We start from the raw sequence: 21082 nt of genomic DNA, 5'->3' as shown, positions 1-21082 counted from the left end.
GACGGAGTTACAATACAATGAGTACAATCCCGACCCCTGCCCCGCAGGACGCAGCCACCCCCATCGTGATCGTGGGCCATGTTGACCACGGCAAATCCACGCTGATCGGTCGCCTGCTGTACGATACCGATAGCCTGCCCGAAGGGCGGGTCGCGCAGATTATCGAATCCAGCAAGAAGCGCGGCCTTACGGTTGAATGGAGCTTCCTGCTCGACAGTCTCCAGATCGAGCGCGATCAGGGCGTGACCGTTGATTCCACCCGCATTCCCTTCCGGCTGGGAACACGGCAGTTCGTGATCGTTGATGCGCCGGGCCACCGCCAGTTCCTGCGCAACATGATTACGGGCGCTGCCGATGCCGAAGCCGCCGTGCTGGTGGTTGACGCAAACGAAGGCGCGCAGGAACAGACCCGCCGCCACGCCATGCTGCTGCGTCTGATCGGCATCCGTCATGTCATCGTGCTGATGAACAAGGTCGATATCCTCGACTACGACCAGCAGAAGATCGAAGCGGCTGAACAGGACGTGACCAACCTGCTGCGCCAGCTTGAGATCGAGCCGACCGTATTCGTTCCCGCTTCCGCCCGTGAAGGCGACAATATCGCCGACCGGTCCGAACGGATGGCGTGGTACAAGGGCCCGACGCTGACCGAAGCGCTGGCGCAGGTGCCCGCACCGTCTTCCCGCGCCGACCTGCCGCTGCGCCTGCCGGTGCAGGATGTCTACCGTTTTGACAGCAAGCGTGTCGTTGTCGGTCGTATCGAACGCGGCCGTATCCGCGTGGGTGATGAAGTGGTGGTTGGCGTGCATGGCGCCCGCGCGCGTATCGCCACGATCGAAAGCTGGCACACAGCACCGCAGGTTGCCGCCGTTGCCGGTCAGTCCGTGGCTGTCACGCTGGAACCCGACGTGATCCCCGATCGTGGCGATTTCCTGTTTCCGGCATCGGAATCGCCGCTGCGCGCGGCCCGCATCCGCACGCGCCTGTTCTGGCTGCGTCAGGAACCGCTGCATGTGGGCGAAAGCTTCAAGCTGCGTCTGGCCACGGCTGAACATCAGGTTACGGTCGCGGCAATTGACTCTGTTGTCCGCCTTGAGGACCTGACCGAACAGCCTGCTGAGGAAGTCCCGCCCGAGGGCTTTGCCGAGATCACGCTGGCCGTATCCGAGACCATGCTGTTCGACCCCTTCCTGCCGGGCACGGCGGACGGTCGTGGCGTGCTGGTCGACCGTAACCAGCAGATCGTGGGCGGCGCACCGCTGATGGGTGTTGCCGAAAGTGTTGCGGGGCGCAACGCCATTCACCCCACCGGCAGCGCCGTTTCGCTGTGGGATCGCGCGCAGGCCAAGGGACACCGTGGCGGTGTGTTCTGGATGACCGGCCTGCCCGGCGCAGGCAAGAGCACGCTGGCCCGTGCAGCGGAAAACCGGCTGTTCGCCCGCGGGATCGATGTATCCGTGCTTGATGGCGATACGCTGCGCGCGGGGCTGTGTTCGGACCTTGGATTCTCCGATGCGGACCGGCGTGAAAACGTGCGTCGTGCAGCGGCAGTAGCCCGGATTCTGGCTGAAAGCGGTCAGGTCGTGATCGTGGCGCTGATTTCCCCCACCGTCGCGGACCGGGAACTGGCCCGTCAGATCGTTGGCGAAGGTTTTCATGAAATCTTCATCGACACACCGCAGGCCACCTGCGAACAGCGTGACCCCAAGGGTCTGTATGCTGCGGCACGCGCGGGCAAGATCGAAGGCTTTACCGGCATCGACGCCCCTTACGAAGCCCCTGCCAACCCCGCCCTGCGACTGGAGACGGCAGAGCGCACCAGCGATGAAACGGCGGCAAAGCTTGCCACCTTCATCAGTGATGCGATCCGCATTGACAGTGCGGCGGACCGCCAGCGTTCGTAACTGCACAGGCCTGCTCCCCTGGGGGCAGGCCAGACGGCAATACAGGGCCGGGTTGAAGATGGGCGCCAGCCATGGCAAGGCTGGCGCCGTTTTATACCAGTCGCGGCAGGTCGGTCCTGTCGCCCGAAAAGGATCGGTTCAGAAGTGGATGTCAGGAACAACCGCCGGGATTTGACCGGAACAAGCGTCATTACGGCCAACCGTCTGCTTGATGGCCGTATTGTCTGGCTGACCGGACAGGGATGGTCGGAGGCGATCAGCCATGCCCGCGTCATCGACAATGCGGATGTGGAAGACGTGATAAAGCAGGTCAAGGCCACGCCTGACGCGCGTATGGTTGTGGGCATCTATGGCGTGCAGCTTGACCCTGCCGCCGCCGGCATCGCGCCCGTTACGGTACGTGAACGCATCCGTGCGTTCGGGCCGAGCGTCCACCCCGATTTCGCCCCTGTGGAGACATCCAATGTCCACTAACACCGCAACCCTCCCGGTCGGACGGTATGCCTACGATCAGGTGGACCGTACCTTCCTGTCCCAGCGCGTGGCGCAGTTCCGCGCACAGGTGAACCGCCGCATTGCGGGCGACCTGAGCGAGGATGAATTCAAGCCGCTACGCCTCATGAACGGGCTATACCTGCAGTTGCATGCCTACATGCTGCGCGTGGCCATCCCCTACGGCATGCTGGGATCGGACCAGATGCGCGAACTGGCCCATATCGCGCGCACCTATGACCGTGATTACGGCCATTTCACGACCCGGCAGAACATGCAGTTCAACTGGATCAGGCTGGAAGATACACCCGATATCCTGCAGCGTCTGGCGGATGTGGACATGCACGCCATCCAGACCAGCGGCAACTGCATCCGCAACGTGACATGCGATGAGTTTGCAGGGGCTGCGGCCGATGAACTGCTTGACCCGCGCATCCATGCCGAGATCCTGCGCCAGTGGTCCACGCTGCATCCTGAATTTTCATTCCTGCCGCGCAAGTTCAAGATTGCCATCAGTGGCAGCCCGCAGGACCGCGTAGCCGCCCGTTTCCACGATATCGGTCTGGTCGCCCGCCCCGGCGCACAGGGTCGCCCGGTATTTGACGTGTTTGTCGGCGGCGGACTGGGGCGCACACCCGTCATTGGCGTGCTGCTGCGTGACAACCTGCCCGAAGAGGATCTTGTCGCGTATCTGGAAGCGATCGTGCGCGTGTACAACGCCTATGGCCGCCGCGACAATATGTACAAGGCCCGCATCAAGATCCTTGTGCAGGCGTTGGGTGTCGAGACTTTCCGCGAGAAGGTGGATGCGGAATTCGCCCTGATGAACCGGGCTGATTACCGTCTTGATCCCGCCATTGTGGATGGGATCCGCGCGCGTTTCGGCATTCCCGCGCTTGATGCCCCCGCGGATGCGGCAGACACGCTTGCCGCCGCGCGCAGAACCGATGCACGCTTTGACCGCTGGGTGCGTACCAACACGCATCCCCATCGGCATGAAGGCTTCATCAGCGTCGTGATCTCGGTCAAGCCTGATGGCGGCATTCCCGGCGATGTGACGGCGGACCAGATGGACCTGATTGCCGATCTGGCCGATGGCTGGTCGTTTGGGGAAATCCGCGTCACCCACATGCAGAACGTGGTGCTGGGCCATGTGCGCAAGGACCGGCTACATGAACTGTGGCAGAAGCTGGTCGCAGCCGGTCTGGGCACGCCCAATATCGGACTGATCGGCGATATCATCGCCTGCCCCGGTCTGGATTACTGCTCGCTTGCCAACGCGCGTTCCATTCCCATTGCCCAGAAGCTGAGTGCACGCTTTGCCGATCCTGAACTGCAGGAAAATATCGGTAAGCTGCATATCAACATCTCCGGCTGCATCAATGCCTGCGGCCATCACCATGCGGGGCATATCGGTATTCTGGGCGTGGACAAGCGCGGGGAAGAGTTCTTCCAGCTTACGCTTGGCGGTTCGGCCAGCAACGACGTGGCCATTGGCCAGATCATCGGGCCGGCGCTGCCGGAAGATGAGACGGTCGATGCCATTGCCCGACTGGTCGATGCCTATCTGGTGCTGCGCAACGAAGGCGAAGAGTTTATCGACACATACCGGCGGCTCGGTGCCGCCAGCTTCAAGGATGCCGTCTATGCCCCTGCTTGAGAATGGCCGCATTGCGGAAGATCGCTGGGTTGAAGCGGTCGATGGCGCGCCGCTGCCGGACGGTGCGGTTATCGTTCCCTTCGCACGGCTGGAGGAAGGTCTGGCCCGCACGGGCACGGCCCCTCTTGGTGTCGCCATTGAACCGGATATGGCGGTGGAGCAGCTTCGTGTCGCCCTGCCACGCCTTGGGCTGGTGGCCGTTACCTTTGGTTCATTTCGTGACGGGCGGGCCTTTACGCAGGCCCGCGCGCTGCGTGAACATCTGTCGTTCGATGGTGAAATCCGCGCCATGGGCAAGCCCCTGCCCGACCAGTACGAGTTCATGCTGCGCTGTGGCATAACCACGGTAAAGACTGAACGACCCGAAGATGTCACAGTATGGCAGCAGGCACACGAGATGTTTTCTGTCGCCTATCAGCCTTCCACCCTGCATGAACGTCCACAGGGACTTGGCCTGCGCCGGTTCCTGTCCTGAACCGTTATACGTGCCCCCTCCGGTATGTCGCGCATATGATACCGGAGGGACATGTTTTGGTGGTCTCCGTTATTTGTAGATGACAGGAATAGCGCCCTCTCAAGCACTCATTTACGGCCATTCATGATTCCCCGCCTGTAAATTAAAACCCGACAACCTGATATATTAAAGAACTTATTAAAAATAAAATTGTTTGGATATATTTTTTAATACTTACAAAATAATAATATTTAAAAAGTATATCAGGAAATTCATTATCCCTTTGTAGAATTTTCGCTGTTATCCTTGGGTGCCGAAGCCAATCTGAACGACTGACTGCTGCATCGGCTCATGCCATAGAACGAAAATTACTCTCGGTTCGTACAGCACATGCCCGTAAATAAATTGCTTGCAGAAACACGCTTTCACCTATTTCAAAAATAATATTAATTATGAAATAACTACTGTATAATAGTAAGGTAAAATATAATTTTATTATAATACATATCGCGATCCAACGCGCCATTATCGCATTTTTATAGGAAGACGTGTAATGGATACGCCTCTCACCCGATAATTCTCATTCCGTCTGGCAACATCTGAGCTGGGCTATTACAGTGATTGTTTGCCTCACCATCTTTCCCATCCCGCTTTTCTCTCTTTGATTTGGCCGGGTATGCTGTCAGACGGAAGGCGATTTTAATAGCGCGGCTTATTCTGACGGAAGCCACACACCCGTCCTTTTCCCTGACACCAAGGCATGTTACCGCAAGCCAATGCGCAACCCTGTTTTCCAAGTGATACGGGCATGACCCGCCTTCTGTCTGCAAGGGCAAGGATGTGCAGCGCTGTCCTGGGGGCAACATGGTCGGGGCTGGCGACACTTTTAACACCTGCGCTTCGCCTCAATCTTTACTGCCGCATGCGACGCGGCAAGGAATCCGCCGTCAGTCTGCCGCAGCGGCGCGGCATTGCAGCATGTTCCCGGCCCTCCGGCCGCCTGATCTGGCTTCATGCGGCAAGCGTGGGGGAAACGGTGGCGGTACTGCCTGTGATCGGGCAGATTCTTTTACTGGACCCGTCACGGCATGTCCTGATTACAACCGGCACGCTAACGGCGGCTGAAATCGTGCATACACGCCTGCCTGCCCTGACGGGATACGAACGGGTCAGTCATCAGTTCGCCCCGCTGGACGTGCCACGCTGGACCGCGCGGTTTCTGGATTTCTGGCAACCCGATGTCGTCGTTCTGGTGGAAAGTGAACTGTGGCCCAATCTGATCGCGGCCTGCCGGAAACGGCGCATCGCGCTGGCGCTGGTTAATGGGCGCATGTCAGACCGTTCACTGGCCGGATGGCGCAAGGCGCGATGCCTGCTGCGCCACATGCTGTCTGCTTTCAACTGGATCATGGCGCGCAGCGTGGAAGATGCCAGCCGCCTTGACCACGGCGGCGCAGGCCGGATTGATCTGATTGCCGACCTGAAGGAAGCTGCCGATCCCCTGCCCTGCGATCCCATGGCACTGACCCGCATCAACCATGCCATCGGCAACAGACCGGTCTGGATCGCGGCGTCCACCCATGAAGGGGAAGAAACGACGATTCTGGCGGCAGGCGATCTGATACGGCAGGCAATACCCGATGCACTGACCATCATCATCCCGCGTCATCCTCCCCGTGGGCCGGAAATCGCGGCACTGAATCATACGCAAACACCCCGTCGGGCGCGGGGGCAGTTTCCGACCGGGCAGGACAAGGTCTGGATATGCGATACGGTGGGGGAAACAGGGCTGTTCTTCGCCCTTGGTGCGCCCGTCCTGCTTGGCAACAGCCTGCCCGGATGCGAAGGCGGCGGCCACAATCCCCTTGAACCCGCCCGCGCGGGGTGCTGCGTTGCAAGTGGCCCCAAAATCGATAACTTCCGTCAGGCTTATGCCGGACTGGGTACAGATGTGCGTTACGTCACCACAGAGCAGGACATTGCAGAGTGGGTTCTGTCCTGCCTGCATCATGAGACAGGTCCGCCGTCCCTCCATACACATCATGATCCGGCCCTTGCCCGCGATGTGGCACAGGCCGTTCTGGCTTTAGGAAAAAAGAGATAATGCGCGCCCCTGCCTTCTGGTGGCGCAGTCCTGCACAGGCAGGACCTGTCGCCTCATTCCTGATGCCGTTCTCCCACCTATATGCTTTCGCTACGTCACGTCGCATGCGCCGGACAGGATGGCACGCGCCGGTGCCTGTTCTGTGTTGCGGCAATATCGGGGTTGGTGGGGCAGGCAAGACACCGCTTGTGCTTGATCTGGCCCAACGCGCCATTGTCCGTAGCCACAGGCCCGCTGTCCTCTCACGGGGATATGGCGGGCGCGTGGGGGGAGGAACACGGGTGAATGCGCAGATCCATACCGCCCGCGATGTCGGGGATGAGCCGCTTCTGCTGTCACGTATCGCGCCATGTTATGTCGGCGCGGACCGGGCAGTATCGGCACGCAGGGCGGTGGCGGACGGCGCGGACTGTCTATTGATGGATGACGGTTTCCAGAACCCCACGCTGCATCCGGACGCGGCCCTGATTGTGGTGGATGGACAGGTCGGTTTTGGTAATGGTCATGTCCTGCCTGCGGGGCCACTGCGGGAACCCGTTCCCACCGGGCTGGCACGGGCAGCCGGGGTGGTCGTGATCGGGCCGGATCGGATGGATGTAACATCCGGGGTCAGGGATCGCCTGCCCTGTTTTCATGCATCCCTGCGACAGGATACGGGCAGCATTCCTATCGACAGGCCGGTTGTCGCCTTTGCCGGGATCGGGCGCCCTGCCAAGTTTTTTGATGGTCTGGCCAAAAATGGCATTCATCCCCGCGCCTGTCTCGGCTTTGCGGACCATCATGCCTATACCGTCCGCGACTGCCATCGCCTGCAGGCACTGGCGGAGAAATGGAATGCCTGTCTCGTGACAACTGAAAAAGACGCCGTCCGCCTGCCCGCTCCTTTTCGCCAGCGCGTCGTCACCGTTGGGCTGCACGTTACATGGGCCACGACTGGGATGCCTGAGCAGATACTGGATCTATGGCTGGACAAGACCGAACGATGAACGAAAAAAAAGCTCCTCCTCCTACGCGGCAGATGCATGTGGAAGCCATTTTTGTTCGTGCCCTGCTGGCCATCTTCCGCCGCATTGGTCCTGTCCGGGCGTCCAATCTGGGGGGATGGCTGTGCCGCACGGTGGGGCCGAGACTGCCCGTATCCCGTATTGCGGATGCAAATCTGCGCATGGCCATGCCCGAGCTTGACGGCGGTATGCGTCGCGCGGTGATCCGCGAGATGTGGGACAATATCGGTCGCAATGCCGGTGAATTCCCGCATCTGTCCACCCTGCCCCATAATCCTGTCGATGGACCGGGCTGGGATGTGGTGGGAGAGGAATATCTTCACGCACAGGCCGCGCGCGGTGGCCCGACCATTTTCGTATCCGGCCATATCGGCAACTGGGAAATGCTGCCGCCTGCCGTGGCGCGATATGGACTGCCGTTCTCATCCTTTTATCGTGCGCCCAACAATCCGCTGGTGGATCGCATCCTGTGCGACCTGCGCGATCAGGCCATGGGCCAGCCCGTGCCACTGTTCGCCAAGGGCGCGCGGGGTGCCCGGGGCGCACTTGCCCATATCCTCAAGGGCGGGCATCTGGGCATGCTGGTGGACCAGAAAATGAATGACGGCGTGCCGGCCCGTTTCTTTGGCCTGCCCGCCATGACGGCAGGGGCAATGGCGGCCATGGCCATCAAGCTGCGCTGCCCGGTCATTCCCGGATATGTCGAACGGCTTGGCCCGGCACGCCTGCGCATTCATGTCCACCCCCCCATTGATCTGCCCGATACAGGCGAGCGGAGTCAGGATCAGATGGACCTGACCCAGATGGTCAATGACTGGATTGAAAGCACGATACGACAGAAACCGGGCAGTTGGTTATGGCTCCACCGCCGATGGAATAGGCAAATGCCTAATTAGTTGCTCAATTAATAACCATATTAAACTTAAATTATTGTTTTTTTGTCACAGACGGAGTTTTCTGCCTGTTTCTTCGGCTTTATTCGCCATTTTTAGTTTGGCAAAGCAGCCATGCGCCCATAGCATCATCCATACAGTGTCACGGTCACGCCATGACAGGTCACACAGCCAATGGAATGAGCATGATGGATCAACGATATTCTGATGCCAAAGTTGTTTCCCTGCGGCAGGGTTTTCTTCCGCGTCATCGCGAATACCTGATGCGCTGGCTACAGGCTGGCGCGTGTATGGGCCTGTGCGATGCGGATGTCGCCAACCGTAACGAACACGATGAGCCTGATATTGAACATGTTCTGGTCTGGGTGCGTGAAAATGCCAACCCCGCCTACATGGTCCGGCCGGAAGGCATGGGCTGGGCGCTGATCGATCAGATCCGTGACCATCACCTGGCCACCTATCGCAGCTTCGAAGCCGCGCTGCACGCGATCCGTCCGGTTCTGTCCTGCGGGGCGACTGTCGCGGCCTGACGGGCCGCGACTGTAATTACACCCTTACCCGCCCTGTATCAGTTCGCGCCACGGCGCAGCTTGCCAGCGGGCGGGACGACGATCTGGCTACCGCCTGTCGGAAGAATCTGAAATACGGCCAGGTCACGCCGGGTCTTCCCATTTTCCAGAAAACCGAACGCGCCATCCACCCCACCGAATCCCTCCGGCCGGGTCAGCGCCTGCACGGAATAGCCATTCGCACTGCCGGTCGGTCGCGTCTGGTCCAGCGCCTTTACCAGCGCTGCGGCATCATAGCTCAGGTCCGCCAGTGGCGTGGGCATGTGGTGATACCGCGCCATGAACTGCTGTATGAATGCCTGACGGGTTGCCGGATCGGGCGCTGCGTACCACGCCCCCTGCAGTGCGGACAGCTTGCTGGCAAACGCGCCCCATAGGCCCGGCCCCATGATCTGCACATGGGCCCTGTCTACATGGGCCTGTGCCAGCGCATTGATAACCTGCCCCAGTTGCAGCCCGGTATCGCCCAGCAGCAACGCATCGAAAGGCGGGGCCGGGAACGCCATGGGCGCGGCAGGAGGTGCCGCAGGCACCGCCGGCACATCGGTCTGGGTCGTGGCCTGCTGCGGTGCCCCATCCGGGTTGGTCGGGTCCACACCTTCCGCCGCGGGCTGGGTGGCAACACTTGCTGCCGCCTGCTGCACCGGATCGGGCTGCGGCACGGCTGCGGCACGGCTGTCATAGGCCGACAGGGTTTTCAGGCTGGCCGTAATCCCGTCCTGCGTCGTGTCATGGAACATGATCTGCGGGGACTGCAGGCCGTTTTCCTCACATACCTGCTGAAGCGCCTGACCCAGCGCATGGCCCAGACGGTTATCAGGCAGGAAGGCGGCGAAATGCTGCCGCCCCTGCTGGCGGGCCGCCAACACCATGCGCCGTACCTGCTGTTCGGGCGCGATACCCAGTGTCCACACACCGGGCTGGGCCACCGACATGTCACTGGTAAAGGCCATTACGGGGATTTTTGCCGGGACCGTAACAGCCGCCGCCTTCGCGGTATCGTCCGTGGTAAGCGGCCCCAGTATCAGACCGTCCCCTGCCGCAATGGCGCCCTGTGCCGCAAGGGCGGCATTACTGCCGGGCGCTGCCGTGTCGCGCACATCCAGCGGCGGGGACGTTGGCGTATTCATGGCCATGCGGGTGGCGGTCAGCATTTCCTGTCCCAGCCGGGCATTCGTGCCGGTCAATGGCAGAAGCACGCCAACGCTGCGTCCCGCCTGTGGGGCATGACTGACGTGCCCGCCACCGCCTGCGCACGCGCTCAGGGCCGACAGCGCCAGGCTTGCCAGCAATAAGCGCTTGCATGCGCGGCGCGGAGAGGCAGAATCAACATCCTGTCCTTGCATCTGGGTTCCGAATGTCTGACGCCTCATCTTCCCTGCCTTCAAAATCTTATCCTGCTGCGGAACATCCGGGGGACACACCCCGCCCCGAAGTTCATAGCGGAGAATGTGACGCCCGTCATGCAGGGAACGCGGAGGAAACCGTTCCGGTTCGGATTCAACCCGGAGAACTTGTTCTTGTCGCCACCCCCATCGGCAATCTGGGCGATATCAGCCGCCGGGCGGTTGAAACGCTGGAAGCCGCCGATCTGATCCTGTGCGAGGATACCCGCACCAGTGCCCGCCTGCTGCGCGAATACGGTATCCGCACCAGAACCCGCCCCCTGCATGACCATAACGAGGAACAGCAGATCCCCGCCCTGCTGGACGCACTGGGCAAGGGGGAGCGCATTGCCGTCATTTCCGATGCGGGCACGCCGCTTATGTCCGACCCCGGATACCGCCTGGTGCGCGCGGTCGTGGCGGCTGGTGGCCGGGTCAGCGCCGTGCCGGGACCCAATGCCGCCGTAATGGCCCTGACCCTGTCGGGACTGCCGCCCCATCCCTTCATGTTTTCAGGTTTCCTGCCACCACGTGACGCCGCACGGCGCGAAGTGCTGGCCCGCCTGCACGCGGCGGAATGCGCGGGACTGTCCGCCACGCTGATCTGGCACGAAGCACCGCACAGGGTGGCGGAAATGCTTGCAAGCCTTGCCGATGTCATGGGCGGCACCCGCCCCGCCGCCGTGGCGCGTGAACTGACGAAACGCTTTGAAGAAGTCCGGCGTGGCACCGTGGCGGAACTCGCCGCCCATTACGCCCAGAACCCGGCACGGGGTGAAATCACCGTTGTTCTGGGACCACCGGCGCAGGATGACAGCACTGCCGCCGATCTCGACAGCCAGCTTCGCGCGGCGCTGCAGACGCTTTCGGTCAAGGATGCGGCTGCCCTTGTCGCGGGCATTACCAGCCTGCCGCGCCGCACGGTTTACGCCCGCGCGCTGGAACTGGCGCGCGGGGCGGAATGAAACAGCCGCTGACCCAAGTTAGTGTTCGGGCAGGTCGGTATTGAAAAGTGAATCCGCCGGGGGTGCGCCACCGGTGGTGACATCAAGCAGTTCAACGCGGGTTACCTGCTGCTGGGCATCCTGAATGATCCATCCGCGCAGCAGCAGCGGATTGTTGCGGAACACCAGCGTCAGACTGCCATCGCCGGGCGATTCGGTGCGCACCACCGTAATATTGAGCATGTTGCTGTCGCGTGACAGGCCCGTCACGGTCACATCGCCCGAAAGCTGGAGATGCGGACGCAGCAGCAGGCCCAGCGGCGTCTTGTCCATCGGCATGGTGGTGGTCTGGTCAAGCTGGCTGTCGTTGAACACGACCTGATCGTGATTGGCGACCAGCAGCAGCGGGCTGGGCGGATCATACTGAAAGCGCATCCGGCGATTCGCGCGGTCGATCCATGCCGTGCCCGTGGTCTGCTTGCCATCGGGAGCGATCTGGCGGAAACGGGCCTTGAGCAGGCTGATCCCATCCAGATGATGCTCCACCCGTTCCAGCAGGGCATGATCCTGATCGGATGCGCCAACAGCCATCTGTTCCTGAGCGTGGGCAGGAAGCACTGCGCCCCCCACCAGCAGACAGGTCAGGACACAGGCAGCGCCAGGGCGGAAAAATCTCATGATACAGGGCAATCCAGTATAGCGTGGCAACCCAAGTGGTGCCCCAACATCGGGGTAAGATCAAGGCAGCCGGATTACGAACTGCCAATCAGGACACCGGCCACAAATACCAGCAGGCCGCCAATCACGATCTGCACAATGGCGGAACTGAACGGTGTTTCCTGATAGCGCCAGCGTATCCATGAAATGGCAAACAGCTCGATCACCACCACGATCACGGCGGAGATCATCGCAACCGAAAAATCGCTGATAAGGAACGGCAGCGTATGGCCGATCCCGCCCGCCGTGGTCATAAGCCCGCAGATCAGGCCGCGCAGCAGCGGCGCGCCCCGCCCCGACAGTTTGCCATCATCGGACAGGGCTTCGGCAAAACCCATGGAAATGCCCGCCCCCACCGACGCCGCCATACCGACCAGAAAGGCATTCCACGGCAGATGCGTGGCAAACGCGGCTGCGAATACCGGCGCCAGCGTGGACACCGAACCATCCATGAGACCGACAAGACCGGGCTGGACAATCTGGAGCACAAAGCGGCGACGCGCATCCTCGTCCTCGCTTTCACGCTTGCTGGTAGGCAGGCGGTCCACTTCGATGGCATTGGCGGCCTGTTCATGCCGGTCTTCCGCATGGGCCAGGTCGCCCAGCAGCTTGCGGGTAACCGCGTCGGTGGTGCGCAGGGCGGCCTGCCGGTAGAAACGCGCCGCATCCATTTCCATCTGCCGTGCATGGCTGCGCACGGCCTCGATCCCCAGCGTCTGTACCTGCCATGCCGGTTTGCGCACAATGAAATCCGCAATATCCTGCCTGCGGATCAGGGGAATATGGGGGCCGAACCGTCTGGCATACAGGTCAATCAGGTCGCGACGGTGCTCGTCCTCTTCCTGCGACATGTCGGTGAAGATCTTGGACGTGTCGGGGTAGTTTTCCCTGATGGCGTAGGCAAAATCGGAATAGATGCGCCCGTCTTCCTCCTCATTGGAGATAGCGAGCGCCAGGATTTCCTGATCGGAGAGGGACGAGAATTTGCGCATTTACCGATCTATGCACAAACTCTTCCTGAACCTCAACAATATTATAAATTAAAAATAATTCTCAGTTGTAATAGGCAAGTAAAGGCATCAGAAATGATTATGCTTCTCGATTACATTTCTTGCAAAAAGACCAGTTGACCGGGCGGACGGCGCTCCCCCACCCGGTCCCGACTTGCCGCCATAGACCGATCAGACTGCCGCTTCGGTAAAGATGTGGGTCACATCACCCTTCCAGCGGCCATGATAGGCAGCAAGCCATGCCTCGGCCTGAGTGGGGCCACCGGATACGATTTCACGCAAGGGGTCGAGATAGCGTGTCTCGTCCTGTCCATGCGCATCACGGCAGGCGCGTGCGCGCAGGCCATCGGTCGCCAGTTCGACCATGCGGGCCGCAACACCACGCAGATCACCCTGCCCCCACGGCGTATCCAGCCCGGTGCGGGGCACGGCGGCGCGGATGGCGCTGTAATCATCCCAGCCGTGTTCCAGTACCAGCTTTTCCGCCGCATGCAGGGTGGCGTCGTCATATAATATACCCGTCCACAATGCGGACTGCGCCAGCATCATGGCCGGAGATCCCGCATCCGCGCCCCGCATTTCCAGAAACTGTTTTAGTCGGACATCGGGAAACACAGTGGTCAGGTGATCTTCAAAATCCCCGATGGTGGGACGCTCCCCTTCCAGCCCCGGCAGGTCGCGCCCATCCAGCCACGCACGGAAGGAGCAGCCCGCCACATCAATCATCCGGTCATCGCGGGTGACGAAATACATCGGCACGTCCAGCAGCCAGTTCACATAGGCTGCGAAGCTGAACCCGTCGCGCAGGAACAGGTGTGGCATGCCCGAACGGGCATTATCCGTGTCAGTCCATACCTGCGCGCGATTGGACAGCAGGCCGTTGGGCTTCCCCTCATAGAAGGGGGAACTGGCGAACAGCGCGGTCGCAACCGGCTGCAACGCCAGCGATACACGCATCTTGCGGGCCATATCGGCCTCGGACCCGAAATCAAGGTTCACCTGCACCGTGCAGGTCCGCAGCATCATGTCCAGCCCCAGCGTGCCGACGCGCGGCATGTAATTGCGCATGATGGCGTAGCGGCTTTTGGGCATCCACGGGATATCCGCGCGCGTTGCGGTCGGATGGAAGCCGATCGGCGCGAAGCCGATGCCAAGTTCATTACATGGCTTGCGGATGGACGCGAAATGGCGATCCATTTCGGCCGCCGTTTCATGCAGGCTGGCCAGTGGCGCACCGGAAAGTTCAAACTGGCCACCCGGCTCCAGCGAGATGGAGCAGCCCTTTGCGTCCGCCGCGCCCTTTAGCCCGATCAGCGCATCGCGATCAATGATTTCCTGCCAGCGCGCGCCACCGTTCTCACCCGCAAGATCACGCAGCAGCGCTTCGATCCCCTGCGGCGCGTATGGGGGGGATGACCACGCCCTGCGCTGCGGCCCGGCTGCATCAGGCAGGACAAAACCGAATTTTTCATGTTCCGTACCGATCCGCCATTCCTGGCGCGGACGGGCGCCTGCCGCCAGTACGTCGACCATCTGCTGGAATGATTCGATTACGTTTGAATTATGCGCGCCGGGGTTCGACATGGCGGGGGTAATATCCTCATGACAGTCAGATCAGGACCGGCGACAGGCTGAACGCGCATGCCGGAAAGGGAATGGGTAGTTACAAACCTGTACCACATACGGCTTCGAGACCAGCCCCGACAAGAGCCAGCGCCGCCGCCGCCGCCGTATCGGCCCGCAGCACCCGTGGCCCCAGTGAAAGCGGGCGCACGAAGGGACGCGCGCGCAGCATGTCATGCTCCCGGGGTGAAAAACCGCCTTCGGGGCCGATCAGCACGCTGTCCCCGATACGGGGCGCGGGAGCCATGGCGTGTTGCGGGCTGCGCTCAAGGGCAGCAAACAGGGCTGTATCATCAGGCCATTGGGACAGCATCATGGGCAGCGCCTCAAGCGGATCGATGGTGGGCACGTCCAGCCGTTCGCACTGTTCGGCGGCCTCTATGGCAATGCTTTCCAGCCGCGCTGCATTGATACGATGGGTATTGGTCCGTTCGGTCACGACCGGCCGGAACCGCACGACCCCCAGTTCGGTACCCATGCGGATGACCGTTTCGGTCGCGTCGCGCTTGAGGGGGGCAAACAACAGGCACAGCCCCTGCGTGGAAGCAGGCGCGCGAGTCTGTTCCACAAGCCGGACGCGGCAGCGGTCACGGCGCAGGTGATCGATCACGCCCTGCCACGCGCCGTCACGCGCGTTGAAAACCTCCACCGCGGCACCGGCCTGCTGGCGCATGACCGTGCCCAGATAATGGGCCTGCCCCGGCTCAAGGTCGAGCATGCCATCCACCGCCATGGGTGGCGTGCCGGTGGGGGAAATGAACAGTCGGGGGCAATCCCTCATACCAGGCGGTAACCTTTCGCTGTTTCACACGGCCGGAACCAGTCTTGACCCGGCGGGGTCTTCCGGCCCATCTGTTTCGCCATTAGCAGCCACGGGGCGTTCCGTCATCGGCAAACCCGTCGCCGCCGATGCCGTTTATCACGAAGGAGTTGCGCCTTGGACCAGCCTGTACCCCATACGGACATCCGGGTGGATGGCTGGATCGGTCGCCTGCCCGCGCGCCTGCGCCCCTATGCACTACTGGCGCGGCTGGACCGGCCCATTGGTACATGGCTGCTGTTCCTGCCCGGTGTGTGGGGCATCATGCTGCCTGCCGGTGTGACGCCCGCGCAGCGGATTTTCCTGATCGTGCTGTTCGGTATCGGCAGCGTGGTGATGCGGGCCGCGGGCTGCGTGGTCAATGATATGTGGGACCGCGACATCGACCGGCAGGTTGCCCGCACGGCGGGCCGTCCGCTGGCGTCCGGCGCACTGTCCATGCGTGAAGCCGCACTGTTTCTGGCCGCACTGCTGCTGATCGGGTTCAACATCCTGATGAACCTCAATACCCTGTCGCAGGTACTGGGCACGTCTTCCCTCATTCTGGTCGGGCTTTATCCGCTGGCCAAGCGGGTGACATGGTGGCCCCAGCTTGTCATGGGCTTCACGTTCGGCTTCGGCGCGCCGCTGGGCTATGCCGCGGCGGCCGACCGGGTTGATGCCGCGCTGTGCGCGCTCTACGCCGCGACAATCGTCTGGCAGCTTGGCTTCGATACGATCTATGGCTTTCAGGATATGGAGGACGATGCCCGCATCGGCGTACGCTCCACATCCCGCCTCATGGCCGGTCATGCACGGCTGTTTGTTGGAACCTGTTACGCGCTGACCCTGCTTGGCCTGATGGCGGCGGGTGGCCTTGCCCATGCGGGATACGGGTTCTGGCTGGCGCTGCCCCTGCCTGCCCTTCTGCTGGGCTGGCAGGTGACGCGCCTGGAGGAAAACGATCCCGCCACATGCCTGCGCCTGTTCCGCTTCAACCGTGAAACCGGGCTGGCCATAGCACTGGCGATACTGGCGGGCACCCTTACGCGCTGACAGACAGCGCCCGCGCCAGAAAACGCTCGGCCATTCCCATGCACTGAAGGAAAAGGGCAGGATCGAAACGGTGCCCTTCGTCGCGCAGGAAAGCATGCTGCGCGTTGAATTCATGCCATGAATACCGGGTTCCGGCCTTTTCCAGCGCCGCGCGGATTTTCTCCCGTCCTTCAAAGGGCACATGCGGGTCCTGCCTGCCCCATACCAGCATGACCTCCCCGCTCAGTTCATGCACGCGTTCCAGCGTGTCATCGCACTGCCCATGACCAAGCGTGCCGGAATGGATATCGGTGGCATAGAAACATACAGCCGCGCGCACACGCGGATCGAACGCGGCCCGGAAGGCCAGATGACCGCCAAGGCACACGCCCATCGTGGCCAGCGCCCCCGTGCAGGGCGGATAAGATGAAAGCCAGTCCAATGCGGCACGGGCATCCGCATCATAACCGGTCAGCGCCTTTTCATATTTCAGGAAATTGCCCCGATCGGTCCCGGCAGTGTCATAGGCCAGAACGGTGCCGCACGGTTCATATTCATGATAGACTTCCGGCACGCACACGACATGACCCTGCCCCGCCATCATGGCCGCCAGCCTGCGGATCGGTGCCGTCACCTGATAGATTTCGGAAAAAAGCACGATGCCGGGAAAGCGCCCCTCAATAGCGGGGCGAAAGACATGCATCCGCATCATGCCCGACGACGTTGGAATATCGACCGTCTCATGGGAATGGATAATCATCTCAATGCCTTTTCCGTTGCACAGGACTGCATGATAACACCCTGCATCCCCCCGTCCGATAGGGGATGCAGAAGACGCCAGCGTAATATCAGGTCTGAAAAACAGGGCGTTCCTATCCAGATATTGCGCAAAAAAACAGCTTCATGCGTTGACATCCCACGGCATCAACGGCCTGTATGGGGCATGATTTTGTTACAGAAAACATAATGTCATCGCTGTTTGCATTCTCCCTGGCCTCGCTGGCGATCATATCTGTCGTGATCCTGATCGCCCGGTTCAAGATAAATCCGTTCATCGTATTGTTCACGGTATCGGTTGGTCTGGCGCTGTGTGCGGGCATGCCGCCACAGAAGGCCATTGGATCGTTTGAAGCCGGTGCGGGTCATGTACTGGGGCATGTGGCGACCGTCATCGCGCTGGGTACGATGCTGGGCAAGATGCTGGCCGAATCCGGGGGGGCTGACCGTATCGCGGTTACGATCACCCATCTGGCTGGCAAAAAGCGCATAAGCTGGGCCATGATGGTGATCGGCCTGCTGGTCGGTCTGCCGGTGTTTTTTGAAGTCGGATTCGTGCTGCTGATTCCGCTGGCATTCACGCTGGCGCGTCGCAACAATATTCCCCTGCTGCTGCTCGCGCTGCCGCTGGGAGCGGCCCTGTCGGTCACGCACGCCATGATCCCGCCGCATCCGGCCACCCTGCTTGCCCTTTCGGCCTATCATGCCGATATCGGGCGCACGATCCTGTGGGGTATCGTGATCGGCACCCCAGCGGCGGCGATCGCGGGACCGATCTATGCCCGCTTCATCGCAAGTCGTATCGGGCCACTACAGCCCAGTTCGCTGGAAGCGCAGTTCGTCAATCATGAACTGCCCGAAAGCATGCCCGGTTTCGGCATTACGGTGCTGACCATCATGTCGCCCGTCATACTGATGCTGATCGGGTCGGTGGCGGATTTCGCGGCACCGAACAACCGGGCGCTGAACAATGCGCTGCACTTCATTGGCAACACCGACATCGCGCTGGCGCTGGCCACCCTGCTGTCCTTTCAGGTTTTTGGTTCCGCGCGCGGCTTCAGCCGTGAAACAATCCTGAAATTCACCAATGACTGCCTTGCCCCCACCGCACTCATCATGCTGCTGGTGGGTGCTGGCGGCGGCTTTGGGCAGGAACTGGTGGATAGCGGTGTCTCATCCGCGATTACCAGTATGGCCGTGGGGGCGCATGTGCCCCTTCTGGTGCTGGCATGGCTGCTGGCGGTGGTGGTGCGGGTCGCGACCGGATCGGCCACCGTGGCCATGAGCACGGCTGCTGGCATTGTGGGGCCGATCCTGCTGCGCACGCATTCGGCATCGCCCGAACTGATGGTGATCGTGACGGGTGCGGGTTCAGTGGCGCTCGGCCCGCTGAATGATGCCGGGTTCTGGCAGATCAAGGAATATCTTGGCCTGTCCGTTGGCCAGACAATCAAGACATGGTCTGTGATCGAAACGCTGATTGCAGTACTCGGACTGGTTTTTGCCCTGCTGCTCTCGCTGGTTGTATCGTAGGGAATGACGGATTAGGGGGCGGGCAGCAGGTCCGCGCAGGATGCCGCTCCGATCCCCTCTGCCCTCAGGGTTTCCAGAATCCTGCCTGACATGGCTTTCACGCTGCGGCAGGCATCATGCAGCACGACGGTATCAAACCCGGCCCGGCAGGCATCGCGTGCGCTGGCGGCTACGCAATAGTCCAGCGCAACACCCGTCAGGAACACACGGGTAATGCCCCTGTCCCTCAGCAGTCCTTCCAGCCCTGTCCGGCCGATACGGTCATTGTCCCCAAAGGCTGAATAGCTGTCGATATCGCGGTCCAGTCCCTTACGCAGCAGCACGCCAATACGGGCCTGATCCAACGCGGGAGATAGCGCGGCCCCTTCACTGCCCGCCACGCAATGCACCGGCCACGGGCCGCCCCGCTTCCTGAAGGATACATGATCCGCCGGATGCCAGTCCTGAGTGGCCACGACCAGCCCGAATGGCAGATGGCCAAGCCGGTTGATAACCGGCACGAGCGCATCCGCCCCGGTCACGGCCAGTGCGCCGCCGGGCAGAAAATCCACCTGCATGTCGATAATCAGCAGGGCATCGGTTGCGGTTACGACAGGCATAGCTGGTCCCTACGGTTTTGCTTACCGCACCATCATGCCTGATCCATTCCATTCCGCCATACCCCATGGGTAGCGGTGGGATGCCGTCAGTCCCTGCCCGTACAGACATCAGGCCGGGCGATTGCACCCGGCCTGATATTTCTTATCCCTTGGCGTAGGGATTGCTGGAAGCGCGCAGCAGCAGCCGGATCGGCGTGCCGGGCAGGTCAAATTCCTCCCGCATGCCATTGACCAGATAGCGCTGATAGTCGTCAGGCAACTGGTCCGTACGGGTTCCGAACAGGATGAACGTGGGCGGACGCGCCTTCGCCTGCGTGATGTAGCGCAGTTTCAGCCTGCGCCCATCAACCAGCGGCGGCGGATGGCGGGAGACCATCATCTCGAACCAGCGGTTGAGTGCCCCGGTCGGCACGCGACGGTTCCAGATTTCATGCGCCCGTCGCACCGTCGGCAGCAGCTTGTTGATGCCAGCCCCCGTCAGCGCAGAGAACGAGACCACCGGAATACCGCGCATCTGCGCCAGTGACATCTCGATCCGGTCCTTGATGGCCTGCCGGGTTTCGGCCCGGTCTTCCACCGCGTCCCACTTGTTCAGCGCCAGCACGCAGCACCGCCCTTCGCGCTCAATCAGGCGGGCGATCTGCAGGTCCTGCTCATGCACGCCCAGCGTCGCATCCAGAACCAGAATGACGACCTCCGCCATTTTCAGGGCCTCGATGGAGGCGGAGACGGACATCTTCTCCAGCGTCTCGTCAATACGGGCCTTGCGGCGCAGGCCCGCGGTATCGACAAGCTGGATCGGACCTTCATCGTCGTTGAGCGTGACGGCAATGGAATCGCGCGTAAGCCCCGGCTCGGGGCCGGTAATCATCCGCTCTTCGCCCAGAAGCCGGTTGAGCAGCGTGGACTTGCCTGCATTGGGCCGCCCGACAATGGCCAGCCGCAGGGGACCGGGGGGACGCACGTCCTCCACCTCCCCGGCTTCTTCCTGCTGGATACGCCGGTCACGGCGGCTCTGTTTCTGCACGGGCGGCAGATCGGTCGGTGGCAGGCGGTCCGCTATTTCGGACATAAGATCGGCCACGCCTTCCCCATGCTCGGCGGAGATGGCAAGCGGAGCGCCCAGCCCAAGCGAATAGGCCTCCATCGCGGCGGCGGCGCCCTGCCGTCCCTCCGCCTTGTTGGCGATCAGCAGCACCGGGCGGCCCTGCCGACGCAGCCAGTTGGCGAAATGTTCGTCCGCGGGTGTAATGCCACTGCGGGCATCAATGCAGAACAGGACCAGATCCGCATTGGCTACGGCGGATTCGGATGAGGCCCGCATCCGCCCGTACAGCGTATCGGGGGCGGCTTCCTCAAGTCCGGCTGTGTCGATTATGCGGATGGCGCGACCACGCACTGTGGCCTGCCCTTCCTTACGGTCGCGGGTAACGCCGGGGGTATCCGCCACAAGGGCCTGCCTGCGCCCGACAAGCCGGTTGAATATGGTCGACTTGCCGACATTCGGCCTGCCCGCGATCACGACAACCGGCAGCGCATCCGCCGAAACGGATGGAAAAGATGAACTCACTGCGGCAACT

19 protein-coding genes are annotated in these 21082 nt (G+C 61.6%); 11 read left to right on the top strand and 8 right to left on the bottom strand.

The features are described 5' to 3' along the window. Nucleotides 1-17: 17 nt before the first annotated feature. The 8 genes from cysC to CFR79_RS11145 all read left to right on the top strand — a co-directional run bounded on the left by cysC (nt 18) and on the right by CFR79_RS11145 (nt 9041). Nucleotides 18-1904 carry an adenylyl-sulfate kinase gene (cysC, locus tag CFR79_RS11180; RefSeq protein ID WP_110547962.1) on the top strand — a complete coding sequence of 629 codons (1887 nt, stop codon included), beginning with the start codon at nt 18-20 and terminating at the stop codon, nt 1902-1904. 144 nt (nt 1905-2048) lie between these two features. Then, a complete protein-coding gene (locus CFR79_RS11175) occupies nt 2049-2378 on the top strand; it encodes a DUF2849 domain-containing protein (RefSeq protein WP_102323535.1) in 330 nt (109 codons plus the stop codon). Continuing rightward, on the top strand, nt 2368-4056 hold the full coding sequence (locus tag CFR79_RS11170; protein ID WP_110547961.1) for a nitrite/sulfite reductase: 1689 nt from the start codon (nt 2368-2370) through the stop codon (nt 4054-4056). Before CFR79_RS11175 ends, CFR79_RS11170 begins: the two co-directional genes overlap by 11 nt. After that, the gene (locus CFR79_RS11165; protein ID WP_110547960.1) at nt 4043-4531 is read left to right on the top strand and encodes a DUF934 domain-containing protein; all 489 of its coding nucleotides are present in this window, start codon (nt 4043-4045) and stop codon (nt 4529-4531) included. Before CFR79_RS11170 ends, CFR79_RS11165 begins: the two co-directional genes overlap by 14 nt. An 817-nt stretch (nt 4532-5348) precedes the next feature. After that, nucleotides 5349-6614, top strand: a complete 1266-nt coding sequence (locus tag CFR79_RS11160) for a 3-deoxy-D-manno-octulosonic acid transferase (RefSeq protein WP_258373552.1) — start codon at nt 5349-5351, stop codon at nt 6612-6614. Next, complete coding sequence (lpxK, locus tag CFR79_RS11155; RefSeq protein WP_110547958.1) at nt 6614-7600, top strand: tetraacyldisaccharide 4'-kinase; 987 nt, start codon at nt 6614-6616, stop codon at nt 7598-7600. Before CFR79_RS11160 ends, lpxK begins: the two co-directional genes overlap by 1 nt. Next, the gene (locus CFR79_RS11150; RefSeq protein WP_110547957.1) at nt 7597-8514 is read left to right on the top strand and encodes an LpxL/LpxP family acyltransferase; all 918 of its coding nucleotides are present in this window, start codon (nt 7597-7599) and stop codon (nt 8512-8514) included. The genes lpxK and CFR79_RS11150 overlap by 4 nt, the downstream gene beginning before the upstream one ends. 182 nt (nt 8515-8696) lie before the next feature. Then, on the top strand, nt 8697-9041 hold the full coding sequence (locus tag CFR79_RS11145; protein WP_102323529.1) for a hypothetical protein: 345 nt from the start codon (nt 8697-8699) through the stop codon (nt 9039-9041). Nucleotides 9042-9079: 38 nt separating this feature from the next. On the opposite strand, the gene CFR79_RS11140 is transcribed toward CFR79_RS11145, so the two are convergent. Beyond that, on the bottom strand, nt 9080-10426 hold the full coding sequence (locus CFR79_RS11140; RefSeq protein WP_408884570.1) for a penicillin-binding protein activator: 1347 nt from the start codon (nt 10424-10426) through the stop codon (nt 9080-9082). A gap of 11 nt (nt 10427-10437) precedes the next feature. On the opposite strand from CFR79_RS11140, the gene rsmI reads away from it, so the two are divergent. After that, on the top strand, nt 10438-11430 hold the full coding sequence (rsmI, locus tag CFR79_RS11135) for a 16S rRNA (cytidine(1402)-2'-O)-methyltransferase (RefSeq protein WP_254057883.1): 993 nt from the start codon (nt 10438-10440) through the stop codon (nt 11428-11430). A gap of 18 nt (nt 11431-11448) precedes the next feature. Here rsmI and CFR79_RS11130 read toward each other — a convergent pair whose 3' ends face one another. The 4 genes from CFR79_RS11130 to CFR79_RS11115 form a co-directional block, all read right to left on the bottom strand. After that, entirely contained in the window at nt 11449-12087 is a 639-nt protein-coding gene (locus CFR79_RS11130; protein ID WP_110547955.1) for a LolA family protein, read from the bottom strand. Nucleotides 12088-12161: 74 nt separating this feature from the next. Continuing rightward, nucleotides 12162-13118 carry an iron exporter MbfA gene (mbfA, locus tag CFR79_RS11125; protein ID WP_110547954.1) on the bottom strand — a complete coding sequence of 319 codons (957 nt, stop codon included), beginning with the start codon at nt 13116-13118 and terminating at the stop codon, nt 12162-12164. Between the two features lie 189 nt (nt 13119-13307). After that, nucleotides 13308-14720, bottom strand: a complete 1413-nt coding sequence (locus tag CFR79_RS11120; protein WP_110547953.1) for a glutamate--cysteine ligase — start codon at nt 14718-14720, stop codon at nt 13308-13310. Nucleotides 14721-14799: 79 nt separating this feature from the next. Further along, on the bottom strand, nt 14800-15540 hold the full coding sequence (locus CFR79_RS11115) for a 16S rRNA (uracil(1498)-N(3))-methyltransferase (RefSeq protein ID WP_110547952.1): 741 nt from the start codon (nt 15538-15540) through the stop codon (nt 14800-14802). Nucleotides 15541-15696: 156 nt separating this feature from the next. On the opposite strand from CFR79_RS11115, the gene ubiA reads away from it, so the two are divergent. Next, a complete protein-coding gene (gene ubiA / locus CFR79_RS11110) occupies nt 15697-16614 on the top strand; it encodes a 4-hydroxybenzoate octaprenyltransferase (RefSeq protein ID WP_110547951.1) in 918 nt (305 codons plus the stop codon). Here ubiA and CFR79_RS11105 read toward each other — a convergent pair. Further along, entirely contained in the window at nt 16604-17353 is a 750-nt protein-coding gene (locus CFR79_RS11105; protein ID WP_110547950.1) for a dienelactone hydrolase family protein, read from the bottom strand. The two genes, ubiA and CFR79_RS11105, sit on opposite strands and share 11 nt — an antisense overlap. Before the next feature lie 206 nt (nt 17354-17559). On the opposite strand from CFR79_RS11105, the gene CFR79_RS11100 reads away from it, so the two are divergent. Further along, nucleotides 17560-18903, top strand: coding sequence for a GntT/GntP/DsdX family permease (locus CFR79_RS11100; RefSeq protein ID WP_102324190.1), 1344 nt, complete (start codon nt 17560-17562; stop codon nt 18901-18903). A gap of 11 nt (nt 18904-18914) precedes the next feature. Here the strand turns inward: CFR79_RS11100 and CFR79_RS11095 are convergent, their stop codons facing one another. Together CFR79_RS11095 and der are read right to left on the bottom strand one after the other, a co-directional pair. Beyond that, nucleotides 18915-19502 (bottom strand): nicotinamidase, encoded by a 588-nt coding sequence (locus tag CFR79_RS11095; protein WP_110547949.1) that lies wholly within the window; start codon nt 19500-19502, stop codon nt 18915-18917. Nucleotides 19503-19644: 142 nt separating this feature from the next. After that, nucleotides 19645-21072 (bottom strand): ribosome biogenesis GTPase Der, encoded by a 1428-nt coding sequence (gene der, locus CFR79_RS11090; protein ID WP_102323520.1) that lies wholly within the window; start codon nt 21070-21072, stop codon nt 19645-19647. Nucleotides 21073-21082 lie beyond the last annotated feature (10 nt).

It is taken from the genome of Komagataeibacter saccharivorans, from assembly GCF_003207825.1.
GTDB classification, from domain to species: domain Bacteria; phylum Pseudomonadota; class Alphaproteobacteria; order Acetobacterales; family Acetobacteraceae; genus Komagataeibacter; species Komagataeibacter saccharivorans.
The sequence above is the reverse complement of the archived record's forward strand: the minus strand, read 5'-3'. Positions and strand labels throughout refer to the sequence as shown.